The sequence below is a fragment of the Massilia sp. NBRC 108631 genome (genome assembly GCF_059704565.1).
In genome coordinates this window covers 61606-84412 of the sequence record NZ_BAAKJE010000171.1, presented here as the reverse complement: position 1 = coordinate 84412, position 22807 = coordinate 61606, and the positions used below count along the sequence as shown (strand labels likewise).

At 68.7% G+C, this 22807-nt stretch carries 21 protein-coding genes; 5 read left to right on the top strand and 16 right to left on the bottom strand.

Annotated elements, in window-relative coordinates; genetic code table 11:
* Positions 1 to 587: 587 nt before the first annotated feature.
* A complete protein-coding gene (gene hppD, locus AC6H42_RS18880) occupies positions 588 to 1682 on the bottom strand; it encodes a 4-hydroxyphenylpyruvate dioxygenase (protein ID WP_497548694.1) in 1095 nt (364 codons plus the stop codon).
* Between the two features lie 115 nt (positions 1683 to 1797).
* On the opposite strand from hppD, the gene AC6H42_RS18875 reads away from it, so the two are divergent.
* From AC6H42_RS18875 to AC6H42_RS18865, 3 genes are all read left to right on the top strand, one after another.
* Positions 1798 to 2316, top strand: a complete 519-nt coding sequence (locus tag AC6H42_RS18875; protein ID WP_057153947.1) for an Lrp/AsnC family transcriptional regulator — start codon at positions 1798 to 1800, stop codon at positions 2314 to 2316.
* Between the two features lie 115 nt (positions 2317 to 2431).
* The gene (locus tag AC6H42_RS18870; protein ID WP_057153946.1) at positions 2432 to 2800 is read left to right on the top strand and encodes a hypothetical protein; all 369 of its coding nucleotides are present in this window, start codon (positions 2432 to 2434) and stop codon (positions 2798 to 2800) included.
* Positions 2801 to 2911: 111 nt separating this feature from the next.
* Positions 2912 to 3955 carry a MerR family transcriptional regulator gene (locus AC6H42_RS18865; protein ID WP_229418081.1) on the top strand — a complete coding sequence of 348 codons (1044 nt, stop codon included), beginning with the start codon at positions 2912 to 2914 and terminating at the stop codon, positions 3953 to 3955.
* A 17-nt stretch (positions 3956 to 3972) separates the two neighbouring features.
* On the opposite strand, the gene AC6H42_RS18860 is transcribed toward AC6H42_RS18865, so the two are convergent.
* The 10 genes from AC6H42_RS18860 to AC6H42_RS18815 all read right to left on the bottom strand — a co-directional run bounded on the left by AC6H42_RS18860 (position 3973) and on the right by AC6H42_RS18815 (position 14222).
* Positions 3973 to 4416: a nuclear transport factor 2 family protein gene (locus AC6H42_RS18860; RefSeq protein WP_497548693.1), complete on the bottom strand. Its 444-nt coding sequence runs from the start codon at positions 4414 to 4416 to the stop codon at positions 3973 to 3975.
* A complete protein-coding gene (locus tag AC6H42_RS18855) occupies positions 4413 to 5186 on the bottom strand; it encodes an SDR family NAD(P)-dependent oxidoreductase (RefSeq protein ID WP_057153944.1) in 774 nt (257 codons plus the stop codon). The genes AC6H42_RS18860 and AC6H42_RS18855 overlap by 4 nt, the downstream gene beginning before the upstream one ends.
* Positions 5173 to 5742: a DUF3833 domain-containing protein gene (locus tag AC6H42_RS18850; protein WP_082551612.1), complete on the bottom strand. Its 570-nt coding sequence runs from the start codon at positions 5740 to 5742 to the stop codon at positions 5173 to 5175. Before AC6H42_RS18850 ends, AC6H42_RS18855 begins: the two co-directional genes overlap by 14 nt.
* Complete coding sequence (locus AC6H42_RS18845) at positions 5739 to 7169, bottom strand: MFS transporter (protein WP_497548692.1); 1431 nt, start codon at positions 7167 to 7169, stop codon at positions 5739 to 5741. The genes AC6H42_RS18850 and AC6H42_RS18845 overlap by 4 nt, the downstream gene beginning before the upstream one ends.
* On the bottom strand, positions 7166 to 7831 hold the full coding sequence (locus AC6H42_RS18840) for a chalcone isomerase family protein (protein WP_497548691.1): 666 nt from the start codon (positions 7829 to 7831) through the stop codon (positions 7166 to 7168). Before AC6H42_RS18840 ends, AC6H42_RS18845 begins: the two co-directional genes overlap by 4 nt.
* 1 nt (position 7832) lies before the next feature.
* Positions 7833 to 9086, bottom strand: a complete 1254-nt coding sequence (locus AC6H42_RS18835) for an SAM-dependent methyltransferase (RefSeq protein WP_229418079.1) — start codon at positions 9084 to 9086, stop codon at positions 7833 to 7835.
* Positions 9083 to 9883, bottom strand: coding sequence for a DUF1365 domain-containing protein (locus AC6H42_RS18830; RefSeq protein WP_497548690.1), 801 nt, complete (start codon positions 9881 to 9883; stop codon positions 9083 to 9085). Before AC6H42_RS18830 ends, AC6H42_RS18835 begins: the two co-directional genes overlap by 4 nt.
* Entirely contained in the window at positions 9873 to 11207 is a 1335-nt protein-coding gene (locus AC6H42_RS18825) for an NAD(P)/FAD-dependent oxidoreductase (protein ID WP_057153941.1), read from the bottom strand. The genes AC6H42_RS18830 and AC6H42_RS18825 overlap by 11 nt, the downstream gene beginning before the upstream one ends.
* A 105-nt stretch (positions 11208 to 11312) precedes the next feature.
* Positions 11313 to 13892, bottom strand: coding sequence for an excinuclease ABC subunit UvrA (locus tag AC6H42_RS18820; RefSeq protein ID WP_497548689.1), 2580 nt, complete (start codon positions 13890 to 13892; stop codon positions 11313 to 11315).
* 93 nt (positions 13893 to 13985) lie between these two features.
* Positions 13986 to 14222: a hypothetical protein gene (locus AC6H42_RS18815; protein WP_057153939.1), complete on the bottom strand. Its 237-nt coding sequence runs from the start codon at positions 14220 to 14222 to the stop codon at positions 13986 to 13988.
* 144 nt (positions 14223 to 14366) lie between these two features.
* Between AC6H42_RS18815 and AC6H42_RS18810 the strand changes: the two genes are divergently transcribed.
* Entirely contained in the window at positions 14367 to 14588 is a 222-nt protein-coding gene (locus tag AC6H42_RS18810) for a hypothetical protein (RefSeq protein WP_057153938.1), read from the top strand.
* On the opposite strand, the gene AC6H42_RS18805 is transcribed toward AC6H42_RS18810, so the two are convergent.
* Positions 14574 to 16016, bottom strand: a complete 1443-nt coding sequence (locus AC6H42_RS18805; protein WP_057153937.1) for a SulP family inorganic anion transporter — start codon at positions 16014 to 16016, stop codon at positions 14574 to 14576. The genes AC6H42_RS18810 and AC6H42_RS18805 overlap by 15 nt on opposite strands.
* Positions 16017 to 16160: 144 nt before the next feature.
* On the opposite strand from AC6H42_RS18805, the gene AC6H42_RS18800 reads away from it, so the two are divergent.
* Positions 16161 to 16394, top strand: a complete 234-nt coding sequence (locus AC6H42_RS18800; protein ID WP_157200835.1) for a hypothetical protein — start codon at positions 16161 to 16163, stop codon at positions 16392 to 16394.
* A gap of 47 nt (positions 16395 to 16441) precedes the next feature.
* On the opposite strand, the gene AC6H42_RS18795 is transcribed toward AC6H42_RS18800, so the two are convergent.
* The 4 genes from AC6H42_RS18795 to AC6H42_RS18780 all read right to left on the bottom strand — a co-directional run bounded on the left by AC6H42_RS18795 (position 16442) and on the right by AC6H42_RS18780 (position 22744).
* Positions 16442 to 17419 carry a GGDEF domain-containing protein gene (locus AC6H42_RS18795; RefSeq protein WP_497548688.1) on the bottom strand — a complete coding sequence of 326 codons (978 nt, stop codon included), beginning with the start codon at positions 17417 to 17419 and terminating at the stop codon, positions 16442 to 16444.
* A 23-nt stretch (positions 17420 to 17442) separates the two neighbouring features.
* Entirely contained in the window at positions 17443 to 18276 is an 834-nt protein-coding gene (locus AC6H42_RS18790; protein ID WP_497548687.1) for a DUF2334 domain-containing protein, read from the bottom strand.
* The gene (locus tag AC6H42_RS18785) at positions 18263 to 19387 is read right to left on the bottom strand and encodes a glycosyltransferase (RefSeq protein ID WP_229418078.1); all 1125 of its coding nucleotides are present in this window, start codon (positions 19385 to 19387) and stop codon (positions 18263 to 18265) included. Before AC6H42_RS18785 ends, AC6H42_RS18790 begins: the two co-directional genes overlap by 14 nt.
* A 72-nt stretch (positions 19388 to 19459) precedes the next feature.
* A complete protein-coding gene (locus tag AC6H42_RS18780; protein WP_497548686.1) occupies positions 19460 to 22744 on the bottom strand; it encodes a DUF8487 domain-containing protein in 3285 nt (1094 codons plus the stop codon).
* Positions 22745 to 22807: the final 63 nt, after the last annotated feature.

The following is a 22807-nucleotide window of genomic DNA, read 5'->3' as shown; positions in this document are numbered from 1 at the left end:
CCGCTGACGATGACCTTGGCGCCGGCCTCCACCGGTTCGGCTGCGGTTTGCGCGGACGCGGAACCCGCCACCAGCATTTCGGCGATGAGCGCCGCCAGTACGGTTTTCCGCATATTGTTGTTAGGCATATTTTGTCTCCGATAGTTATATGAATGTAGGAACTTGGTAGTACCTGTTTCTCTCGTCGGTTTATTGTTTTGCCTGCTACATTGCATCCTACGTAGCTAGTCAATTGCAAACCAATCGTTTCTTTGTGAAACAGTATTCCGAAAACATATAACTACGGCACAGGTGGACGGCCCGCAGGGCTACCAGAAGTCGGTGCTGCCGTTCCGTGCCGTGCGGCAGGAACAGTTCTTGCCATTGAGACCCCGGCTGGCGGGATTGCCACGGCGTTCGCGGAGCCAGGTTTTGACTGCCGGGGCAATCGCTTCTTCCGGCTGCCGCGTGTCGCCGCTCTGCTGCCGCGCAAAGGACAGCGCCATAGACAGTAGCGAGTATCCGCAGACCGAACGCCTCGCTGTCGATATTATTGGGAGAAACGAGGCAGCCGCCCGCAAAGGCGATGGGCCCCGCCCAGGAGATCCTTACACGGCTTCCAGCACGCCGCGGCGCATCTGGTCCAGTTCGATGGATTCGAACAGGGCCTTGAAGTTGCCCTCGCCGAAGCCCTGGTTGCCCTTGCGCTGGATGAACTCGAAGAACACGGGGCCGAGCTGGTTCTCGGAGAAGATCTGCAGCAGCAGGTCGCCCGGCGCGCCGTCGACCAGGATCTTGCGTTTCTTCAGTTCCGCCAGCGATTCGCCGTGGCCCGGGATGCGGCGGTCCACCAGCTCGTAGTAGGTGTCGATGGTGTCGAGCAGATTGATGCCGCTGGCGCGCAGCGCGTCCACCGTGGCGTACAGGTCGCCGCTGCCCATGGCGATGTGCTGGATGCCTTCGCCGTTGTACATGTTCAGGTATTCGGTGATCTGGCCCGGACGGTCGGTGCCTTCCTCGTTGATCGGGATGCGCAGCTTGCCGCACGGGCTGGTCATGGCCTTCGATTTCACGCCGGTAACCTGGCCTTCGATGTCGAAGTAGCGGATCTCGCGGAAGTTGAACAGCGTCTCGTAGAAGCTCACCCATTCGGCCATGCGGCCACGGTGCACATTGTGCGTCAGGTGGTCGATATAGGTCAGGCCATGGCCAACCGGGTTCGGGTTGGCGCCGGGGATGGCTTCGAAGTCCGCGTCGTAGATGCTGATGTCGCCGATGGCGCCCGGCGTGGCGCCATTCTTGCCCTTCCAGCGGTCTACCAGGTAAATCAGCGAATCGCCGATGCCCTTGATGGCGGGGATATTCAGTTCCATCGGGCCCGGCTGGCCGCCGAAGCCCCAGGCGCCCAGTTCCAGCGCGCGGCGGTGCGCCTTGCCTGCGTCCTGCACGCGGAAAGCGATGGCGCACACGGACGGGCCATGCTGGCGCGCGAAGCGCTGCGCGAACGAATCCGGCTCGGCGTTGATGATGAAGTTGATTTCACCCTGGCGATACAAGGTCACATTCTTGCAGCGGTGTTTGGCGATGGCCGTGAAGCCCATGGCTTCAAAGGTCTTGCCCATGGCGACCGGGTCCGGCGCTGCGTATTCAATGAACTCGAAACCATCGGTGCCCATCGGGTTGTCCCACAATTGCGTAGTCATGCAGATCTCCTCTAGTAATAGAGAAATTTTATCTATTTCTTGCGAACGTTTCGTTCATAATGTGCGCAATAACCAGTGGAATCTGCACAAAACGTGCATGGAAAGGACGAAACTCATGACTACCATCAGCGTAGACCGGCACGACCTGGCCCTGCTGGCCGAATTGCAGCGCGACGGCCGCGCCACCAACAGCGCCATCGGCGAGAAAGTGCATCTGTCCACCTCGCAGGTCAGCCGCCGCATCCAGCGCCTGGAAGAGGCGCGCGTGATCGACCACTACGCCGCCATGCTGGACCCGCTGGTGGTGGGCCTGGGCGTGATGGCCTTCGTCCATGTGACCCTTGACCGCCACGGCACCGCCTGGGGCGACACCTTCGAGCAAGCCGTCAGCGACCTGCCGGAAGTGCTGGAGTGCTTCTCCGTGACCGGCGAGGCGGACTACGTGATCCGCGTGGTGTCGCACGACCTCGCTTCGTTCTCGGAATTCATGATGAACCACCTGCTGCGCATTCCCGGGGTCACCAACGTGAAGTCCAACATCTCGCTGAAGAAGGTCAAGCAGGTGACCGAGCTGCCGCTGGACCATATCGCGCAGCCCCGCCCTTCCAAGATGCGGGTGCATTTCGCGCAATAGGGCCGCGCCCAGCCGATGTCGGCACCGTCTTACAACAGCGCGGGACGTGCGCCCCTTCATGCACTCCCGGCCGGCTCCCATACTGACCATGCACCGATTCCGTCAGGAGAACACCATGGCATCCAGTAACGACAGCAACACCGGCGGCAAAGACCAGCGCGATGCCGATCCGCGCAATTCGCAACAGGCTGCGGCGGGCAACGTGGCCAACGGGCACCCCGCCAACAACGTCATCACGCCGCAACGCGACGGCATGCCGTCGACCGAGCCCGGACGCACGACTGTGGACCGGGGCGCGGGCGACTTCTCGTCCCAGCGCCACGGCCAGTCCGTCCAATCCGAGCAGTCGGCGCGGACCGGGGCGCCGCAGGGCGGCCCCACATCCGGCGAGCGCGGCACGCGCGGTTCCGGCATGCCGGTCGACAGCGGCGCCGGGCAGCTGGCCGACGACCGGCCGGGCCGCGATACGCCCAAGGGCGGATGAGGCACCGGCGCCGCGCGGGCGTGGCCTCAGCGGCGCGCGACGCAACGCCCCTCCCGCCGGAGCGGCCGGCCTGCTAGAATCGGGAACGATATTCCAAGCAAGAGGCAGAGCGTGGCGGACAAGAAGGCGGATCAAAAGACCAACCCGAAGGCGGCCCCGAAGACCGACGCCCATGGCCTGGCCGGGCAGGCGACAGCCGGCGCGGAAACCAGGGGCGCATACCGCAGCGGCGTGGCCGCAAGGCTGGCGGGGCTGCCGGTGGAAACGCTGCGCGTGTGGGAACGCCGCTACAGCGTGTCCGGCGCGGACCGCTCGCCGCACGGCCAGCGCCTGTACTCAGCCGAGCAGGTACGCCGCCTCGGCCTGCTCAAGCGCGTGGTGGACCTGGGCCATCCGATCGGCACCGTCGCCGCCCTGCCCTTCGACGAGCTGGCCGCCATGGCGCGCGCGCTGCCGCCGGCGCCCGAACTGGCGCGCGAGGGCGCAGCCGCGCCGCTGCGCGTGGCCGTGGTGGGCGCCGCCATGGCGCGCCGCCTGGCCTCCGTACGCACCGAACCGGCGCTGGACATTGTCCACACCTGCGCCACGCTGGACGCCGTGCCGGCGTCCCTGCCCGGCGTGGCCGCCGACGTGCTGCTGATCGAATCCTCCGAAATGTCGGCCGACACCGTGCCGCTGATCGCCGCCGCGCGCGCTGCCGTGCCGGGCGCCGCGCTGGTAGTGATGTACCGCTTCTGCGACAGCGCCACCGTGCGCCGCCTGCGCGAACAAGGCTGCCTGGTAGCGCGCGTGCCGGCCGACCCGGCCGAGGTGGCGGTGCTGTGCAGTTCCGCGCTGGCCGGGCTGCCGCTGCAGTCGCTGCCGGTCACGCCGCCGGCGCCGCCGCGCCGCCTGGACGAACAGGCCCTGGCCATCCTGGCCAGCGCGCCCAACAGCATCAATTGCGAATGCCCGCGCCACCTGGCCGACATCCTGATGATATTGGGCAGTTTCGAACGCTACAGCCAGCAATGCGCCGCCCGCAACGAGGACGACGCGGCGCTGCACCAGGAGTTGAGCAACTCGGCAGGCCACGCGCGGGTGATGCTGGAAACAGCGCTGGAACGGCTGGCGCGCGCGGACGGCTTGCCGCTGCCGCCGTCGCTGGACGAGTAGCGGTTTCGCCGGCCCGCCTAACTGCGGGCGCGGCGCTTGAGCAGGCGCATGAAGCCGCCCAGCAGCGGAATTTTTTCGTACAGCTCTTCCGCCGCGTCCCAGTAATCGCGGTGCATGGACACGCGCCCGTCGGCGCCGAATTCGAGATGGGTGGCGCCGCGTATGGTCTGCCGGCCGGCTACGCCGCGCATGCCGAATCGGAATTCCCAGGTCAGGAAGCCCTGCCCGTCCTGCGCCATGAATTGCGTCACCAGAAAACGCGGCTCCTCCACCCGCTTGAACATATGCTCGAAGATGCCGATGATGGCCGCGTGCCCGCGCACCTCGTTGAACGGATCCTTGAAAAATGCGTCCGGCGCGTAAACGCCGCGTACCTGGCCCAGCGTGCCGGGCTCCAGTGTCTCGTAAAAGCGCACCAGGCGCCGCATGGGGTCCAGCTGCAGATGCAGTGCTTCATTCATAGTCCGGTTACCTTTCGTACCATCCAGAAGTAGGCGCTGTAGGGCAGCAGCCGCAGCAGACGCATGCTGTTGCTGAAGCGGCGCGGGAAGTGGATGTGGAAGCGGCCACGTTCCAGGCCGCTTAGCAGTGCCTTGGCCGCCGCCTCGGGCGTGATCAGCGCGGGCATGTCGAAGTCATTGCCGGCAGTGAGCCCGGTATCCACGAAGCCGGGATTGATCTGGTACACGCCGATGCCGCGCCGCGCCAGGTCCAGGTACAGCGTTTCGGTCAGGTTGATCAGCGCGGCCTTGGTCGGGCCGTATGCCAGCGCCTTCGGCAAGCCGCCATAACCGGCCACCGACGCCACGATGCCGATGCCGCCCCCGCCTTGCTTCAGCAGTGCCGGCAGCACCGCGTCCAGGCAGTTGTACACGCCGCGCAGGTTCAGATCGAGCAGCTGGTTGGCCTGCCGCAGATCGAAGCTGTCCGCGCGCATGGCGTGGTAGCCACCCGCCACCACCAGCACCAGGTCGATGCGCCAGCCGTTGTCCACGATGCGCTCGCGCGCCGCGTGCAGGCTGGGCCCATCGGTGATATCGAGCGGCACAGCCAGCGCGCGCGGCTGGCCTTCGCACAGCGTCTCCAGCAGCGGCGCGCGGCGCGCCGACACGGCCACGCTGGCGCCCCGTTCCAGCAGCAGGCGCGCGGTGGCCGCGCCGATGCCGCTGGAGGCCCCGATGATCCAGACGCAGCGGCCATGCCAGTCGCCGATCGGCTTATTGAGCGCCATCGCCGTCCTTGGGTTTGATGAAGGTGAGCGTGACCGAGCCGAGATCGACGCCGAACTTGCTCATGGCGGCGCGGTTCAGCATCACGTTCTCGTCGATCATGAACATCCAGTCTTCGAAATCGACGTTGATGATGCGGCCGTCCACCGGCAACGCCAGCACGTAGTTCCAGCGCAGCGCGTTGCCCGCCACCACGCCCAGGGCCTGGCCCACCACGTCCGCCGCCGTGCCGGTGTAGCGTCCCGGCCCCGTCTTGCGCAGAGTCCAGACGCGGCGCTGGCGGCTGCCGTCGGCGTACAGGAATTCCTCGTCCAGCGTGCCGGTGTCGCCCTGCCAGGTGCACAGCATGGTGACGGTGAAGCGCTTCTTCACCGCGCCGCCGCGGTCCTGGAACATGCCGTAGGCAAGCACGCGGCCGCTGAAGTAGCGCTGCACGTCCAGCAAGGGCTTTTCGGCCGCGTAGTGGGCCGGTTCGGGCGCCGCGCAGCCGGCCAGGCCGCCGAGCAGCGCGCTCAGGGCCGCACCGGCAAAGCAGGCCCGCAGTATGGTCGCTCTCATTGATTTCTCCCATTCAAGTCATTCAGGCTGCCCCTGGCGGCGCGCATCAGCATCAGCCAGGCCAGCAGTTTCAGTGCGCAAGGCAGCAGCGCATAGGTGGCGGCCAGCGCGCCCGAGCCCTGCGGCGCCATTGCCGCCACGGCAACGTCGGGCATGCCTCCCGCTGGGCCGGCACCCGGTCCAGGGCTAGCGCCGCCCGGCTCATAACCGAGCAGGGCCAGCAGCGGCAATGCGCCGCCCGCCGCCAGCGCCAGCGCCAGCTGTGCGCACCAGTTCCACCACGCGAAGTAAGGCGCTGCCGACGGCGCGCCTGCAGCGGCGGCGCCGGCCTCGGCACGCCACGGCGCGGCGATCAGGCCCGCCAGCAAGGCAGGCGGCAGCGCCAGGTCCGCGCCGCCGGCTATCCCGGTCAGCACGCAGATGACGGCGAAAGCGGCGCCGTCGCCCGGACCAAGCGCATAAGCCCAGATAAAGATCAGCGCCGACAGCAGCATGCCGGCCTGCCAGGCGGCGACCTCTCCCCGGCGCCGCGCGAGCACAGACCACAGCGGCATCGAGGCGGCCGCAGCCAGCAGGTACAGCACCAGCAGCGGCCCGGCCCAGCTATCCGGCAACAGCAGGCGGTCGGCTGCGAAGAACACGAACAGCGTGGCAGGCACTGCGCCGGCCAGCGCGCTCACCGCGTAGACCGCGAACAGGGCCCGGAAGCGCGGTTTGCGCCAGGGCGCCGCCAAGGCGGCCAGACCGTTCACCTCGGCGGGAAATTCGCCGCCTGCAGGCCGGGGCACGCGGCGCAGCAGCAGCCACGCGGCGGGCAGCAGGCAGGCGCCGAAGACCAGCGCCAGCGCACCGTAGCCAAGTACGCCGCTGCACCCGGCCGCCAGCACCGCGCCCAGCAGGCCGCAGCCTTCGCGGGCCGACATCAGCCGCACCCGCTCCGGGGGCGACGCGGCAATGGCCGCCCCCCAGCTCTGGTGGGCGATCGTCGCCAGGCCGTAGCCCAGGTAGACCAGCACCAGCGCGCCGGCGAACCAGGCCAGCAAGGCGCCGCCGGACAGCGCCGGCGGGTGGAACAGCGCGCCGTAGCCCCCCAGCAGCGGCGGCAACGACCAGGCAACGTGCCATGCATAGCCGCGCCGGTTGCGCGCCATCCACCAGCCGAGCAGCGGATCGGCCAGCGCGGCAAGCACGCGCACCGCCAGCAGCGCCGCGCCCACTTGCGCCAGCGCCAGGCCACCGCCCCGCACATACAGGGGCGGCGCGAACAGATAGACGGGCAACGCCACCATTGCCAACGGCAGCGCGAACAGCGCGTACGACGACACCTCCGGCGATGCCGGTGCGGCCCGCGACGGCGGGCCCGGCGCAGCTTGCCCGGACGGTGTCGGCAGCGGCGGCGACGGCCGCGGCGGCGGGTGCGCACTCATGGCTTGGGCGCCGCGTCGCGCAGCAACGCCTTGCGCAGCGACGGCGCGGTGGTGCGCGGCGACAGCCAGATGGCAAAGAAAGCCTGGGCGAACCTGTCGTCCATGGCGGGGTCCATGCCCGCCTCCCGCCGGCCGGCCAGCGGCGCCCCGTTCAGGTAGAAGCGCACGCCCTGCCCCGGAACATAGCGGCCGGCGATGCGGTCGTGCTCCCTCACGTCGGGGAAAATGCCACGCATGGTCTCCAGCCAGGCCTGGCGCTGCTCGGCGCTGCCCAGCCCCAGCTTTTCCATCTGCTCGGCGCTGGCCTGGGCGATGCGGCCGCCCTGCAAGCTGCGCGCATAGCGCAGCTCCAGCACGAACGGCGCGGCGCCCGGTTCGCTGTCGCGGTAGCCTTGCGACCCTACCCACAGGCGCGCATCGTAGATCAGCAGCCCGAAATAGCGGTAGCTGCCCTCGCCGGCCAATCGCACTGGCTGCAAGTCTTCCACGATCGCCAGCGGCGCCGGAGGCGTCACCGCCGACGCGCCCGCGCTGGCGGCCAAGGTGGCGGCCAACAGCATGGGCGCGGCCAGCAAGCGTGCCGCCCGAGTGCTCGGCCAGGTCCATGCCCGGCTCCACGCCGGCGGGCGCGCGCTGGCGCGCCCGGCACGCTCGGCTTTCATGTCAGTCCTTCACCAGGGTGAATTGCACCACGTCGGTGTTGCCAGCGTCGAATGCCCCTTCGCAGTAGGCCAGGTAAAACTCCCAGGTGCGCATGAAGCGCGCATCGAAGCCCAGCGGCGCAATCTGCTCCTGCTCGCGCAGGAACGCTGCGCGCCAGCGGCGCAGCGTTTCCGCGTAGTCGCGGCCAAAACGCAGCTCCTGCTCAACCCGCAGCCCGTGCTGCGCCGCGTGCCGCCGGAACTCGGCTTGCGAAGGCAGCATGCCGCCCGGGAAAATGTACTGCTGGATGAAGTCCGTGCCCTTGCTGTAGCGCTCGAACAGCTCGTCGGCGATGGTGATGGTCTGCACGCACGCGCGCCCGCCCGGCTTCAGCTTGCGCGCCAGGCAGGCGAAATAGCCGGGCCAGTACTGCTGTCCAACCGCCTCGAACATCTCGATCGAGGCGATGGCGTCGTACTGGCCGCCGGCGTCGCGGTAGTCGCACAACTGGAGCTCGGCCCGCTCGGCCAGACCCGCGCTGGCCAGCCGCACCTGCGCGTAGGCCAGCTGTTCGCGCGACAGCGTCAACCCCGTCACGTGCACGCCGGCGCGCGCCGCCGTTTCGGCGAAACCGCCCCAGCCGCAGCCTATCTCCAGCACACGCGCGCCATGCTCCACCTGCAACTGCGCCAGGATGCGGCCGTACTTGGCGGCCTGCGCCTGTTCCAGACTCATGCCCGGCTCCAGGAACAGCGCGCTCGAATACGTCATCGAGGGGTCCAGCCAGCGCTGGTAGAACGCGTTGCCAAGGTCGTAGTGGGCATGGATATTCTTCCTGCTTCCCCGCCGCGAGTTCCGGTTCAGCAGGTGGCGCACACGGTAAAGCAGACTGCCCCACCAGCTGCCGTACATCAGCGATTCGAGTTCCGCGCGGTTGCGCGCCAGCAGCTCCACCAGGCCGGGCAGATTGTCGGTGCTCCAGTCGCCGGCGATGAAGCTCTCGGCCAGGCCGATGTCACCCGAGCGCAGCACGGCGCCGCATAGCTTCCAGTTGGCCAGCCGCAGCGTAACAGGCGCGGCGCCTTCGCCGTACAGCGCCGTGGCGCCGTCGGGCGCCTGCAGCAGTAGCGCGCCATGGCGCAGGCGCGCCAGCGCCGCCAGCAGCAGGCGCGCCGCAGCCGGCGCGCCTGCTGCAAACCGGTTCACACTGTGGCTGCCGTGTGCGGAAGCAGCGCGCTTCAGGACGCAGCCTGTCATCGGCAAGGGAGTAGTCATTTCGAAAGGTCCTCGTTGGGTGCTGCGGGTTTGGTGAAGAAGGGTGTGCGTTTGCACCACAGGCGCAAAGCCTGCCAGTGGATCCTGGCCATCACAGCCAGCGTCAGCAAGGGATGCATGGCGCAGGCGCGCAGCACCGCGCCATCGCTGAGCGGTTGCGCGGTGCCGCTGATGCTGGTCGACAGCGCCAGCTCGGGCCCGTCCAGATAGTCGATGCAGGCCAGGTGCCGGTCGCCTCCAGCGCCTGGCTCCGCGCCGCGCTGCGCGCGTACGAAACGGAAGCGATAGCTGCCGCGCAGCGGCAAAAACGGCGACACGTGAAATGCCTTTTCCGCCTGCAGCAAGGCGCCGTTGGCGATGGCCCCGCCGTTCTCGAGCAAGTACAAATGGCGCTCGCCGAAAGTATTGCGCACGTCGCACAGCACCGCGCGCAGGCTGCCATCGGCGCGATGGCAAAACCAGAACGACACCGGATTGAACAGATAGCCGAGCATGCGCGGCATGGTCTGCAGCCACACGGCTCCGTCCGCGTCGTGCACGCCGTGCCGCTGCAGCAGCCCGCCTATCCAGGCGTGCAACGGCTGCGCGCCGTCGCCGTGGTCGGCGTCATGGAAGGACAGCAGGTTGAAGCGGTTGCGCGAGAACCAGCGCAGCGCAGGCACGCCGGCCGCCAGCGCGTGCACCGGCACGCGCAGATAAAACACGCCATAGCTGAAGGCATTGCGCACCGGCCTCAAGCGCTTGTGGCGCACCTGGCCGAGGCACAGCTGGATGGCGTCGCGTTCCTTATGCGGCATGGCTCAGCGCCGATTTCCGCACCAGTGCCGCCGCGGCCTGCAGGCCGGACTTCAGCCCGTCCTCGTGGAAGCCGTAGCCGGTCCAGGCGCCTGCGAACCACACATGGCCCTCGCCCTGCAGCGCCGCCAGGCGCGCCTGCGCCGCCACCGCGCGCTGGTCGAACACCGGGTGCGCGTAGTCGAAGCTGGCCAGCACGCTGCCCGGCGCCGGTTCCCCGACGGGATTGAGCGACACCATTACCGGCGTGGTGAACGGCAGCGGCTGCAGCATGTTGAGCAGATAGTGCACGCACACGCGCGGCGTGCCCAGTTCGTCCACCCCGCCCTGGTAATTCCAAGCCGACCAGGCCTTGCGCCGCGCCGGCAGGCAGCTGCTGTCCGTGTGCAGCACGGCGCGGTTCGGCTGATAGCCGATCGCGCCCAGCACTTCGCGCTCGGCCCTCGAGGGCCGCTCCAGCAAGGCCAGAGCCTGGTCGCTATGGCAAGCCAGCACCACCTCGTCGAACAGCTCCGTCCCGCCATCGGTACACAGCGCCACCGACAGCGCCCCGCCGGCAGCAGAACGGCGCAGCGAGCGCACCGGCGTGTTCAGGCGGCGCTGGGGTATGCCCTCGAGCATGCGCCGCACGTATTCGCGCGAGCCGCCTTTTACCGTGCGCCATTGGGGACGGCCGCTCACCTGCAGCAGCCCGTGGTTGTGGCAGAAGCGCACGAAACTGGCCAGCGGGAATTCCAGCATTTGCCCGGTCGGGCAGGACCAGATGCAGGCCGCCATCGGCAGCAAATACCAGTCGCGGAAAGCCTGCCCGTAACGGTGCAGGTCGAGGTAGTGGCCGAGCGACAGCTTGGCGGTGCCTGTGGCGGCGGACAGGCCGCTGCCGGGCGTGCCGCCGTCGGCCAATGCGGTTGCCAATGCCGTGGCGGCCCGATTGAAGCGCAGGATGTCGCGCAGCATGCCGAGGAAGGCTGGCCGCAGCAGGTTGCGGCGCTGGGCGAACACGGTGGCCAGGCTGGCGCCCGCCCATTCGAGCTGGCCCTCGCCTTCACCCAGCGGCAGTTTGACCGAGAACGACATGTCGGTGCCGGCCGTTTCCACGCCCAGGTCCGCGAACAGGCGCGTCAAGTGGGGATAGGTGGCGTTGTTATAGACCAGGAATCCGGTGTCGACGCCGTGCGTCACGCCGTCCAGCGTGACGTCCACCGTGTTGCTGTGGCCGCCGAACCAGCCGCCGCCTTCGTACAGCGTGACGTCCTGGCCCTGCTGCGCCAGGCGGTGCGCGCACGCCAGCCCGGCAATTCCAGCCCCTACCACCGCTATTTTCATGACCTGTCCTCGTGTTATCGGATGAACTGCTCATCCAAGAACAACATTACGGACAATCACGGGTCACGTCCAGCAAATGGGGACTGTGCGGGCCATGTTTCCCGTTCAATTGCGGGTCATGGCATCCTTGAGGTAAGGCGCCGTACGGCTGGCCGCGGCCCGCGCCACGTCGGCCGGCGTGCCTGCCGCCACGACGAGGCCGCCCGCCTCACCCGCGCCGGGGCCGACGTCGATGATCCAGTCGCTGCCGGCCAGCACCTGCATATTGTGCTCGACCACCACCACGGTATTGCCCGCATCGGCCAGCCCGTGCAGCTGCGCCAGCAGCCGTTCGATATCGGACGGATGCAGTCCGGTGGTCGGCTCGTCCAGCACGTACAGGGTGTTGCCGCGCGCAACGCGCTGCAGTTCGGTGGCCAGCTTGATGCGCTGCGCCTCCCCGCCGGACAATTCGGTGGCCGGCTGGCCCAGCCTGAGATAGCCCAGCCCGACTTCGCGCAGCACGTCCAGCGCGCGCCGCAGCGGCGGCTCGTCCGCGAAGAAGTCCCAGGCCGCGTCTACCGTCATGGCCAGCACCTCGGCCACGTTGCGCTCGCGGTAGCGCACCGCCAGCGTCTCGGCGTTGTAGCGCGCGCCGTGGCACACCGGGCAAGGCGCGTACACGCTGGGCAGGAACAGCAGCTCCACCATCACGAAACCTTCCCCCGCGCAGTTGGCGCAGCGGCCCTTGGCCACGTTGAAGGAAAAACGCCCGGCGTCGTAGCGCCGGGCGCGCGCCTGCCGGGTGGCGGCGAACAGCTTGCGCACGTGGTCGAACAGGCCGGTGTAGGTCGCCAGGTTGGAGCGCGGCGTGCGGCCGATCGGCTTCTGGTCGACCTGCACCAGCCGGCGCAAACCGCCCAGGCCGGCCGCACCGCCGGCGATGCGGCCGGCCAGGGCACGGCCCGCGCCTTCGCCGGCGCCGATGCCAAGGCCGCCATCGGCCAGCGCGTCATCGCTTTCACCGCCGCTGGCCGGCTGCTGCCCCAGCTGCGCCGCCACCAGTTGCACCAGCGCCTGGCTCACCAGGCTGGACTTGCCCGACCCCGACACCCCGCTCACGCTGGTCAGCACGGCGAGCGGAAAGTCCGCATCGAGCTTGTGCAGGTTGTTGCGCACCACGCCGCGCAGCTTGAGCCATCCGGCCGCCTGGCGCAGCGGCCGCCTCGGGCGCGCAGCCTTGCCGAACAGGTAGTGCGCGGTGCGCGACTGCGTCACCCGCTCCAGCCCCGGCGGCGGCCCGCTGTAGAGCACCCGCCCGCCATGCTCCCCGGCCAGCGGCCCCACGTCCACGATCCAGTCGGCGTGGCGGATCACATCGAGCGCATGCTCCACCACGAACAGCGAATTGCCGGATGCCTTGAGCCGGTCCAGCGCCCGCAGCAGCGCCTCGGTATCGGCCGGATGCAGCCCGGCCGATGGCTCGTCCAGCACGTACACCACGCCGAACAGGCTGGAACGCACTTGCGTGGCCAGCCGCAGGCGCTGCAGTTCGCCAGGCGACAGCGTCGGCGTGCTGCGGTCCAGGCTCAGGTAGCCCAGGCCCAGGTCCAGCAGCACCTCCAGCCGCGCCGCCAGGTCCTGCGCAATGCGCTGCACCACGATCACCTTCTCGGGGTGCAGCACGGCGGCGCGGCGGCGCCCGGCCTTGCCGCCTGCCGGCGCGATGCCCAGCGCGTATGGCTGCAGCAGCGCGGCCAGCCGCTGCAGCGGCAACTGCGCGATGGCGCCGATGTCCAGCCCCGCGAACGTGACCGACAGCGCCTCGGGCCGCAGCCGCTTGCCCCGGCAGGCCGGGCACTCGGCGCTCACCAGGTATTGGGCCACGCGCTTCTTCATCGACGCGCTCTCCGTGGTGGCAAAGGTCTGCAGCACGTATTTGCGGGCGCCGGTAAACGTGCCGTGGTAGCTTGGCGCCTCCTTGCGCTTGAGCGCGCGCCGCGCGTCGGCCGGGTCCAGCCCCGCGTAGACCGGTACGGTGGGCTGTTCGTCGGTGAACAGTATCCAGTCGCGGTCCTTGCGCGGCATGTCGCGCCACGGCATGTCCACGTCGTAGCCCAGGCTCACCAGGATGTCGCGCAGGTTCTGGCCGTGCCAGGCGGTGGGCCAGGCGGCCACCGCGCGCTCGCGGATGGTGAGGCTGTCGTCCGGCACCATGGACGCTTCGGTGGCATCGTACACGCGCCCCAGCCCGTGGCAGTCGGGGCAGGCGCCCTGCGGTGTATTGGGCGAGAACGATTCGGCGTACAGCAGCTCCTGCCCCGGCGGATAGTCGCCGGCGCGCGAGTACAGCATGCGCAATGAATTGGACAAGGTGCTGACGCTGCCCACCGATGAGCGCGTGGTGGGCGCGCCGCGCTGCTGCTGCAGCGCCACGGCCGGCGGCAAACCCTCGATGGATTGCACTGCCGGTACCGCCATCTGGTGGAATAGCCGCCGCGCATAGGGCGACACCGATTCCAGGTAGCGCCGCTGCGCCTCCGCGTACAGCGTGCCGAACGCCAGCGACGATTTGCCCGAGCCGGAAATACCGGTAAACACCACCAGCGCGTTGCGCGGTATGTCCACGTTCACGTCCCGCAGATTGTGTTCGCGCGCGCCGCGCACGCGCACGTAGCCCTGGTCCGCCTGCAGTGGTTTTTCCATCCGCTGTTCCTCCCTGGGAGGCAGCTTGCACCGGCCGCGCCGGCCGGTCTGTGCGCAAGCCAACCGTGCGGCCGGCGGCGCCGTATTGCGGCCTTACTGCGCTTCGATGCGCTTCAGGCGCTGGCCGTGGATGCCCCAGACGCAGTCGGCGCCGTCGACAGTGCCGCACAGCACCCAGCCGGTGCCGATCTTGCGCACGTCGACCGGCGTTTCCAGCTCCTTGGCCAGCTTTTCGGCCCACATGCGGGCGGCGCCCTGGCCTTTGAACAGTTCGTTGCCCTCGTAAATGACGGTGGCATCGAAAACGGGAACGGCAAAAATAGTATTCATGGCAAGACCTGTGTGGTGAGTGGCGGCATTTTACCGCGCTGCGCCGTGGCGCGCGACGCCAGGGTGCGCTGCCGTACAGATGAGTTAATTGGCTCAGTGCACTATGTGCCTGCAGTCAAATAATAATCCACTGGGAGAAAATTCATGAACACCGCAAAACTCATCGGCGCCATCCTGATCCTGGCCGGCATCGCCGGCGTCACCTTCGGCAGCATCAGCTTTACCAAGGAAACCCACAAGGCCAGCCTGGGCCCGATCGCCTTTGCGGTACAGGAGAAGGAAACCGTCAACATCCCGCTGTGGGCCAGCATCGCCGCCATAGCCGCCGGTGCGGCCGTGGTGGCGGCCGGCTCACGCAAGCGCTGAGGAGCCTGCCCGCTGCAGCAGCGCGCTGCAGCGCGCGGACAGGTGCGTCAGTTCCAGCCGCTTGCCAGCCTTGGCGTAGCGCTCGCGCAGCGCCTCCAGCGCGGCGATGGCCGAGTGGTCGGCCAGGCGCAGGTGGCGGCAGTCCACCACCACGCGTGCCGGGTCGGCGGCGAGCGCAAACAATTCCTGGAAGTGCGTGGTGGAGGCAAAGAACAGCGTGCCGCGCGGGCGGTAGGTGCGCACGCCGGGTTCGCTGTCGTCCAGCTCGGCGTGGATTTCGCGCGCATGCTGCCAGGCGAAGCTGAGCGCGGCGATCACCACGCCGCACACCACCGCCACCGCCAGGTCGGTCGCCACGGTGATGGCGGTGACCGCCACGATCACCAGCGCGTCATGGCGCGGCACCTTGCCCAGCACCCGCAGCGAACCCCAGGCGAACGTCTGCTGGGCCACCACGAACATCACGCCCACCAGCGCCGCCAGCGGGATGCGTTCGATCCATGGCGACAGGAACAGGATAAACAGCAGGATCATGCCGCCGGCCACCACGCCAGACAGGCGCGTGCGCCCGCCTGAACCCAGGTTGATCATGGTCTGGCCTATCATGGCGCAGCCGCCCATGCCGCCGAACAGGCCGGAGGCCACGTTGGCCGCGCCCAGCGCCACGCATTCGCGGTTGGCCTGGCCCTGGGTGCCCGTGATGTCGTCGGTAAGGTTGAACGTCAGCAGGGTTTCCAGCAAGCCGACCATGGACATCAGCACCGCGTACGGCAGGATGATGCGCAGCGTCTCCAGCGTCAGCGGCACGGCGGGCAGGTGGAAGCCTGGCAGGCCGCCGGCGATGTTGGCCATGTCGCCCAGGGTGCGGGTGGGCAGGCCGAGCAGCGCGGTCAGCAGGCCGACGCCGGCAATCGCGGCCAGGGCCGGCGGCACCGCCCTGGTGAACCTGGGCAACAGCCAGACCACGGCCATGGTCAGCGCCACCAGGCCCGCCATCATCAGCAGCGGCGCGCCCTGCAGCCAATGGCCGTCGCGCTTGAAATGCTCCAGCTGCGCCCCGGCGATGACGATGGCCAGGCCGTTGACAAAGCCCAGCATGACCGGGTGCGGCACCATGCGGATCAGCGATCCCATGCGTAGCAGGCCGAACAGCGCCATCAGCACGCCGCCCAGCACCACCGTGGCCAGCAGGTACTGCACGCCGTGCTGCGCCACCAGCGCCACGATGACTACCGCCATGGAACCGGCCGCGCCGGAAATCATGCCGGGGCGGCCGCCGAACAGCGCGGTGATGACGCAGATAAAGACGGCGCCGTACAGGCCCATCAGCGGGTTGAGCTGGGCCACCAGTGCGAAGGCGATGCATTCGGGCACCAAGGCGAAGGACGTGGTGAGTCCGGCCAGGACGTTGTTGCGGATAGCGTTCATGGTTGTCCCGCGCCGGACCGGCTGGGGCAGAGCTGAAGAAAGGGCGGCAAGTATACCAGAAGCCATGCCGGAGCCTGTATGTGCGCTTGCGCACTGACACCGCCACCGCCATGCGCGACGATGGTGTCCTACAGGGAGAATGACATGAAAAACGGAACTATACAGCAAGCCACTTTCCGCAACTTCATGATAGAAGCGACCGCCGTGCAGATGGGTACGCAGTGGCGGCCACAGTTCCGGGTGTCCCGGGGCAACCGAAAGACCAGCTGGTGCACGCCCCGCGTGAGTGCGTTCGCCGACAGCGCCCTGGCCGTTGACGCGGCGATCCAGCACGCCAAGCTGGAAATCCAGCGCGGCTGGGGATCCTGCTTCGCCTAGGATGCCTGCCCTCCCGCAATTTCCTTAAGGCAAGCACTCGAGCGCAGCTATTGCGCCACCCGCTGCGCCTTCATGGCCGCCTTGTTGCGGTACATGTCGGCGTCGCCGTCGGCCAGCATGCGGGCGATGGTGTCGTGCCGGCGCGGATCGAAGTCCACCTGTCCCACGCTGAACACGATGTCGTAGCCGCGCTGGTCCGCGGCATTGCGCTGGGCCAGCGCCGCCCGCAGCCGCTCAACGGCGGACCGGGTGTCGGCCTGGCTGGCGTCCAGCAGCAGCGACACGAACTCGTCCCCGCCCATGCGGCCGATCAGGTCGCTATTGCGCAGCACATGCCGCAACACCTCGGAGAATGCCAGCAGCGCGCGGTCGCCCTCGGCATGGCCGCGCGTGTCGTTGATCTGCTTGAAATGGTTGATGTCGAAAAACAGCAGCGAGGCGGGCTTGCCGAGCCGGCGACACACATGGATAGCCTGCTGCGCCAGCATCTCGAAGCCGCGCCGGTTGGTCAGCTTGGTCAACTCATCCATGGTGGCCATCTGCACTGCCGCCATTTCCTGCTGCACCATGGCGGCCAGATCATGCAACAGGGCAATGTCCTCCTCGTCCAGCGTGCGCGGCACCTGGTCCAGCAGGCACAGGGTGCCAAGCTTGCAGCCGTTGGGCGCAAACAGCGGGCAGCCGGCGTAGAAACGTACGTGCGGTTCGCCCAGCACCAGCGGACTGTCGTGGAAACGCTCGTCGAGCCTGGCGTCCGGCACCAGCATGATGTCGTCGCCGAGGATGGCGTGGCTGCAAAACGACACTTCGCGCGGCACCGGGGCGCCCAGCGGACCGGAACAGGACAGCGCAAACACCGCATTGTCCCCCACCAGCGTCACCTTGGCGACGGGCACCCGGAACAGGCGCCTGGCCAGCCGGGTCAGGCGGTCGAAGCGCTCCTCGGGACCGGCCTCCAGCAGGGTCAGGGCATTGAGCGTGGCGACGCGCGTCGCTTCGTTCGGTGGCATGGCAGGCGCTAGCATGGTCCCTCCGTGTTTCTGACATCCTAGCGAAAATGCCATCTAGCCACAACAGTTTCCGCGACGGCGGCCTTGGTCAGCGGCACGCGCCGGGCCAGCAAGGCGGCCAGCAGGCGCTGCACGTGGCGCAGCAGCTCCGGATAATGCGCGTCGCGCGGGTGCAGGCCGAGCCGCACCAGGGGGTGGCCTGCCTGCAGCGCCAGCAGGGCGTCCAGCGCCAGCTGCGAACAGCAGCGCCCGGCGGCGTTGCGGGCCGCGTAATGCAGCGACAGCGCTGGCAGCGACAGCGCCGGCAGCGACAGGCCGGCCGGAGCGGTAGCCATGCCGGCGCGCGCCCAGCCCGCCGCCGGCGCAGCCGGGCGCAGGCAATGAAAGCGGCGCAAGGTGGTGGTGTAGCGCAAGGGCGTCTCACCCAGCGCAGCCCAGGCGGCCTCGCCCAGCAGCCAGGCCGGGGGCACGAAACCGTGCAGCGGCCAGCCGCGCTGCGCGAACCAGTGCTGGCCCAGGCCCAGCCGCCGGCGCGCTTCCTGCGCATCCAGCGCGGCGAACTCGCCCTCGCCCTGCGTGAACACACGGCGCAAAAACCACTCGCGCGCCGTGCGCGGCGGCGGCCCGGCATCGAGGTGTTGGTAGCCGTGCAGCGCCAGCTCGTGCCCGCGCACCAGCAGGCGTTCCAGCGCCGCATCGAAACAAGGCGGGGCTGCCTGCGCATGGCCGTGGTAGCGCGGCACCACCAGCCAGGTGAGCGGCATATCGGCCACCGCCTGCACCGTCCGCCACAGGCGCAGGCAGTCCGGCCACGTGGCGGGCGCCACGTCATGGATGGAGACGCACAACGCTGGCTGCTCAACTGCTGGCACGGACGTCCTCCTGCGCCAGCAAGGCACGGTAGCGCGCCAGCAGCTGGGGCAGGATGCGGCTCCAGTCATAGCGCGGACACGCCGCGCGGCGCGCCTGTTCGCCCATCCCCGCCACACCGGCGCGGTACAGCGCGTCCACCCCCTCGCACAGCGCCGCCGCGCTGCCGGGCGCCACCACCACGCCGCCGCCATCGGCCAGCAGCTCGGCCACCGCCCCGCCGCTGGTGACCACCGCAGGCACGCCGCACGCCATCGCCTCCAGCACCACCAGGCCGAACGTTTCGCGGTCGCCCGGATGCACCAGCGCGTCGCCGCTGGCCAGCAGGCGCGCCAGCGCGCGCGGGTTCGGCTGGAACGGCAACTCCGTCACCGCGCCGCAGCGCCGCCGTGTGCGCCCGCCCACCATCAACAGGTGATAAGGCGCGCCCAGGCGCTTGATGGCGGCCGCCAGTACGTCGAGCCGCTTGCCAGCGCTGAAGCGCCCGGCATACACCAGCAGCCGGGCCGATTGCGGCAAGCCCAGCTCGGCGCGCAAGTGCGGATCGCGCCGCTGCGGCGTATACACCGCCGTGTCGATGCCGAGCGGCTGCTGCGTGGCGCGCAAGCCCATCGCTTCCAGCCGTTGCACCGTGGCCGCACTGGGCGCCAGCAGCAAATCGCACTCGCGGTACAGGCGCTGCAGGTAACGGCACGCCAGTTGCCCTGCACCCGGGCCGAAGCGGCGCCGCACCAGTTGCGGCAAGTCGGAATGGAAGAAGGCCAGCACCGGAACCTGCAGGCGCTGCCGCGCGCGCAGCGCGGCCCAGGCACAGGGACCGGCATCGCCCGCTTCGATCAGGTCCGGCGCCAGCGCGGTGAGCACGCGCGCGGCGCTGGCGGCCGAGCGCGGCAAGCGATAGCCGCTGAGCCCCGGCAATCCCAGCCCCGGCAGCGCCGCCGTGTAAGGCGGGCCGGCACTGGCCAGCAAGCCGGCGTGGCGCGGCAGGTTGGGGCTGGCGATGGTGTGGCGCACGCCACCGTGGCTGTGCAGCCAGCGGGCCTTGGCGTCCAGATACGTGCTGACCCCGCCGCCAGCGCCGGCATACAGCATCGTCACATCGACCACGTGCATGGTGCCCTCCTGCTACCTGTGCAGGTTCGACCCTGCGGCGGCCGATTCGTTCCACGCCTGTTTATCGGCCCGCTACCTGGCAGGCTTCTTCTCCTCGGCCGGCAAGTTCTCATCGATGTCGGCCGAGGCCGATTTCACCCGCTTGTACGTCACCGGGCCGGCGTTGCCCGGCAGCGCCGGCCCGGTGTAGCGCAGCGCCAGCTCGGCCAGCGCGCTGCCGGTATCCTTGCCGAAGCCCGACAGCGCGCTGAAGCGCAGATGCCTTGCCGTGACGGACTGGCCGAAGTCGATGGATTGCTGGTCAAAAGTGGACACCAGCACGCCGCGCTTCAGCTCGCGCCAGTTGACGCCGTCGTCGCTGACGTGGACCACGTACTCGCGCACATCGCCTTCGTGGTCGCGATGGTTCTGGCGCGGCATCAGCACCAGGCCCGAGAAGCTCACCGGCTGCGGGAAGGCCAGCGCCAGCTCGCGCGCCGCGCCATGCTTGCCGTCGGCGCTCCAGAAGGTGTTCGGGTCGCCGTCGATGGCGTTGGCGACGTTGGCTGTCTCGCTGCCGCCCGCTGCCGCCGCGGCCGTGGCCCCCAGCTTCTTCATCACTTGCGTGTCGAACAGCACGCTGCGCAACTGCGCCGGTGTCAGCTCGGCTTGCGGACTGAACGCGCTGCCGGCCATGTAGTCCAGTAGCGACTTGCGCAGCTGGCGCGCCACCACGCGGCGCTCCAGGTCGCGCTCCAGGTCCGCGCTGGCCACCATCAGCCTGCCCTTGCCCACCCGCGCCTCGAACAGCAGGCCGAGCTTGAAGTTGCGGTTCCAGTCGTCTACCGGCTGCACGATGGGCTGCAGCGCCGGCGGCAGGCGGTCCAGGTTCACGGCGCGGGTGTTGGCCACCAGCTCGTTCCACTGCCAGTCGTTGAACGATTCGGTGGGGAACTGCGACAGCGCGGCGTGGCGCCGGTCCACCCACACGCCCAGCATGCGGGCCCAGGCCGGGTTCATCAGGCGGTTCCAGAAGACGGGCACGGTGTCCAGCGGCGGCGAGTTCCAGTCCAGGTCGGCCGCCAGCGGCAGGTACAGCACCTTGCCGCCAGCCGCCAGGCGGGCCTCGGCCTCCGGCCAGCTGTGCGTCACCAGCACGCCGTCCGGCGCCGCAGCGTCCACCTGCGAAGGGTAGACCCAGATATTCCAGTCGTTCTCCGCGTCCGTGCCGTGCAGGCCCACCACCAGCTTGTACGCTTGCGGCGCCGGCAGCGCCGACAGCGCGGCCCGCACCGTGCCGAGCTTGATGTTCTTGCCGATGGCGATGGCCCGTGCCGGGAACTCGCCGCCGGCCACCGTCTTGCCTGCCGGGTCCACCAGTTTCCAGTACGGCCGCGCATCGGCCAGCGGGCGTTCGCCGAAGTGCGCGATCTCCACCTCCGCCGTCAGCGTTTCTTCGGACGTGTAGACGCGCTTCATCACGCGCGCCAGCGGTACCGTCCGGCCGTTGAAGCGGCGGAACTCGCTGGCGGTGGCGTAGCCTTTCGGCTCCCAGAACGTATCGAGCACGCCGACCAGCGCCGTGCCCTGGCCGAGGTAGTCGTGCAGGTCCAGCAGCTGGTAGCCCATCATGCCGGGCGTGCGCAGGTTGGCTTCGATGTCTTCCTTGTAGCTGTTCAGCTGGAACTTGCCGGACGCGTAGGCGAAGTCCTTGTTGCGGTGGGCCATGCCGTGCCGCGCCAGCGAGTCGCGGAAGATCTCGTAATTCCCCGGCCGCAGATAGCCCTTGAATTTGTCGATCACGCTGAAATCGGGATACGCCACCCATTGTCCGGTTTCATGCGACACCACCGGCACGTGGATGTCCGCCAGCGATTCGCCGTAGTCCCTGCCGAACCAGCCCTTGTTGCCGCGCAGGGGCTTGGGGCCGATGCGCTGCATGGCCAGGAAATCCGTGCCCTCGCCCAGGCCCGGCACCTCCTTCTCGGTGTGGCCGGTGCCGTTGGAGTACAGCCGGCGCGGATCGGCCACGCGGTAATGCGCGATCCACTTGTCGAAAGCCTCCTTCCAGCGTCCCTTGGGTTCATTGGCGGGGCTGAACAGCACAAAGGACGGGTGGTTGCCGTAGGCCCGTATCATCCTCTCGGTTTCCTCGTACAGCATCTTGTCCATGGGCGTGCCGGGCGACACCTCGTTCCACATGCCGGGTTCCGGCTGCAGATACATGCCCACTTCGTCGGCGGCCTGGAAAGCCGCTTCCGGCGGGCAGAAGGAATGGAAGCGGATATGGTTGATGCCCCAGTCCTTGTTGATCTGGAAGATCTTGCGCCAATAGGCCACGTCGGTGGGCGGATAGCCGGTGAGCGGGAAATCGCCGCCGTGGTGGGTGCCGCGCAGCAGCAGCGGACGGCCGTTCAGCACGAAGTCCTTGCCGCGCGCGGCAATCTGCGCGAAACCGAAGCTGACGTCGCGCGCGTCGTTGGCGGCGCCGCCCTTGAGCTGCAGCCTGATCTTGTGCAGCACGGGGTGGAACTCGTCCCAGGGCTGCGCGCCGGCCGGGAACTGCACCTTGATCTCGGCCACGCCGCCGCCTTCGCCCCAGCTGACCTTGTGCGCAACGCCATTCGCCGCGAGCACGCCGGCGCCGGCGCGGCCGGCCGCGTTGCCGATGCGGACCTTCAGCAGCACGGACTTGTCCTGCACGTTGGGATAGGCCTGCACATCGTCCAGCCACACCGGCGTGGTGGCGCGCAACTCGACCTTGCCGATGATGCCGTTCCAGCTCATGCCCAGCGAATCGGACACGCTGTGCGCATCCGGCCGGTACGCCATCAGCATGCGGTTGTCCACGCGGATGGAGACGCGGTGCTTGCCCGGCGCCAGCAGGCCCAGGTCGTATTCGTGTTCGGCCACCAGGCTCAGGTTGGCGCCGACCTGTTTGTCGCCCACCCAGGCCGTAGAGCCCCAGCGCGGCCGCTCCAGGAACAGCACCACGCGCTTGCCCTTCCACGCCGCAGGCACTTCCACGTCGCGCTGGTACCAGGCCGCACCCAGGTAATGGCGCGGCGGCTGCGACAGGAACGGCACTTTCACCTGCCCCGGCGCGGTGTGCGCCTTGTAGTCCTCGCGCTGGTCCCAGTTCTTGTCGTACAGGGACAGTACCCAGGGCGTCTTGGCGGTGATCTCGTCACCCTGTCCCTGCGCCTGCAGGATGCCGGGAATGGCGATGCTGCCAGCCAGGCCGCGCCTGTACCAGGCCTGGCTCACGCCCTCGTCCGCGCGGTCCATGGCGAAGCGCCACTGGCCGGAGAGGTCGCGCACTTCGGCGGCATGGAGGCTGGCGCCGGCCAGCCAGCAGGCAGCAATCAGGAGGGACAAGCAATTTCGGGCCACGGGATACCTTGCAGACGGACGATGGGATGGAGCCGATTATGTCTCAAT

What these genes read in the sequence shown, in the direction of transcription:
- hppD (WP_497548694.1), bottom strand. Translation starts at nt 1,682, where the DNA reads ATGACTACGCAATTGTGGGACAACCCGATGGGCACCGATGGTTTCGAG.
- AC6H42_RS18875 (WP_057153947.1), top strand. Translation starts at nt 1,798, where the DNA reads ATGACTACCATCAGCGTAGACCGGCACGACCTGGCCCTGCTGGCCGAA.
- AC6H42_RS18870 (WP_057153946.1), top strand. Translation starts at nt 2,432, where the DNA reads ATGGCATCCAGTAACGACAGCAACACCGGCGGCAAAGACCAGCGCGAT.
- AC6H42_RS18860 (WP_497548693.1), bottom strand. Translation starts at nt 4,416, where the DNA reads ATGAATGAAGCACTGCATCTGCAGCTGGACCCCATGCGGCGCCTGGTG.
- AC6H42_RS18855 (WP_057153944.1), bottom strand. Translation starts at nt 5,186, where the DNA reads ATGGCGCTCAATAAGCCGATCGGCGACTGGCATGGCCGCTGCGTCTGG.
- AC6H42_RS18850 (WP_082551612.1), bottom strand. Translation starts at nt 5,742, where the DNA reads ATGAGAGCGACCATACTGCGGGCCTGCTTTGCCGGTGCGGCCCTGAGC.
- AC6H42_RS18845 (WP_497548692.1), bottom strand. Translation starts at nt 7,169, where the DNA reads ATGAGTGCGCACCCGCCGCCGCGGCCGTCGCCGCCGCTGCCGACACCG.
- AC6H42_RS18840 (WP_497548691.1), bottom strand. Translation starts at nt 7,831, where the DNA reads ATGAAAGCCGAGCGTGCCGGGCGCGCCAGCGCGCGCCCGCCGGCGTGG.
- AC6H42_RS18835 (WP_229418079.1), bottom strand. Translation starts at nt 9,086, where the DNA reads ATGACTACTCCCTTGCCGATGACAGGCTGCGTCCTGAAGCGCGCTGCT.
- AC6H42_RS18830 (WP_497548690.1), bottom strand. Translation starts at nt 9,883, where the DNA reads ATGCCGCATAAGGAACGCGACGCCATCCAGCTGTGCCTCGGCCAGGTG.
- AC6H42_RS18825 (WP_057153941.1), bottom strand. Translation starts at nt 11,207, where the DNA reads ATGAAAATAGCGGTGGTAGGGGCTGGAATTGCCGGGCTGGCGTGCGCG.
- AC6H42_RS18820 (WP_497548689.1), bottom strand. Translation starts at nt 13,892, where the DNA reads ATGGAAAAACCACTGCAGGCGGACCAGGGCTACGTGCGCGTGCGCGGC.
- AC6H42_RS18815 (WP_057153939.1), bottom strand. Translation starts at nt 14,222, where the DNA reads ATGAATACTATTTTTGCCGTTCCCGTTTTCGATGCCACCGTCATTTAC.
- AC6H42_RS18810 (WP_057153938.1), top strand. Translation starts at nt 14,367, where the DNA reads ATGAACACCGCAAAACTCATCGGCGCCATCCTGATCCTGGCCGGCATC.
- AC6H42_RS18805 (WP_057153937.1), bottom strand. Translation starts at nt 16,016, where the DNA reads ATGAACGCTATCCGCAACAACGTCCTGGCCGGACTCACCACGTCCTTC.
- AC6H42_RS18800 (WP_157200835.1), top strand. Translation starts at nt 16,161, where the DNA reads ATGAAAAACGGAACTATACAGCAAGCCACTTTCCGCAACTTCATGATA.
- AC6H42_RS18795 (WP_497548688.1), bottom strand. Translation starts at nt 17,419, where the DNA reads ATGCTAGCGCCTGCCATGCCACCGAACGAAGCGACGCGCGTCGCCACG.
- AC6H42_RS18785 (WP_229418078.1), bottom strand. Translation starts at nt 19,387, where the DNA reads ATGCACGTGGTCGATGTGACGATGCTGTATGCCGGCGCTGGCGGCGGG.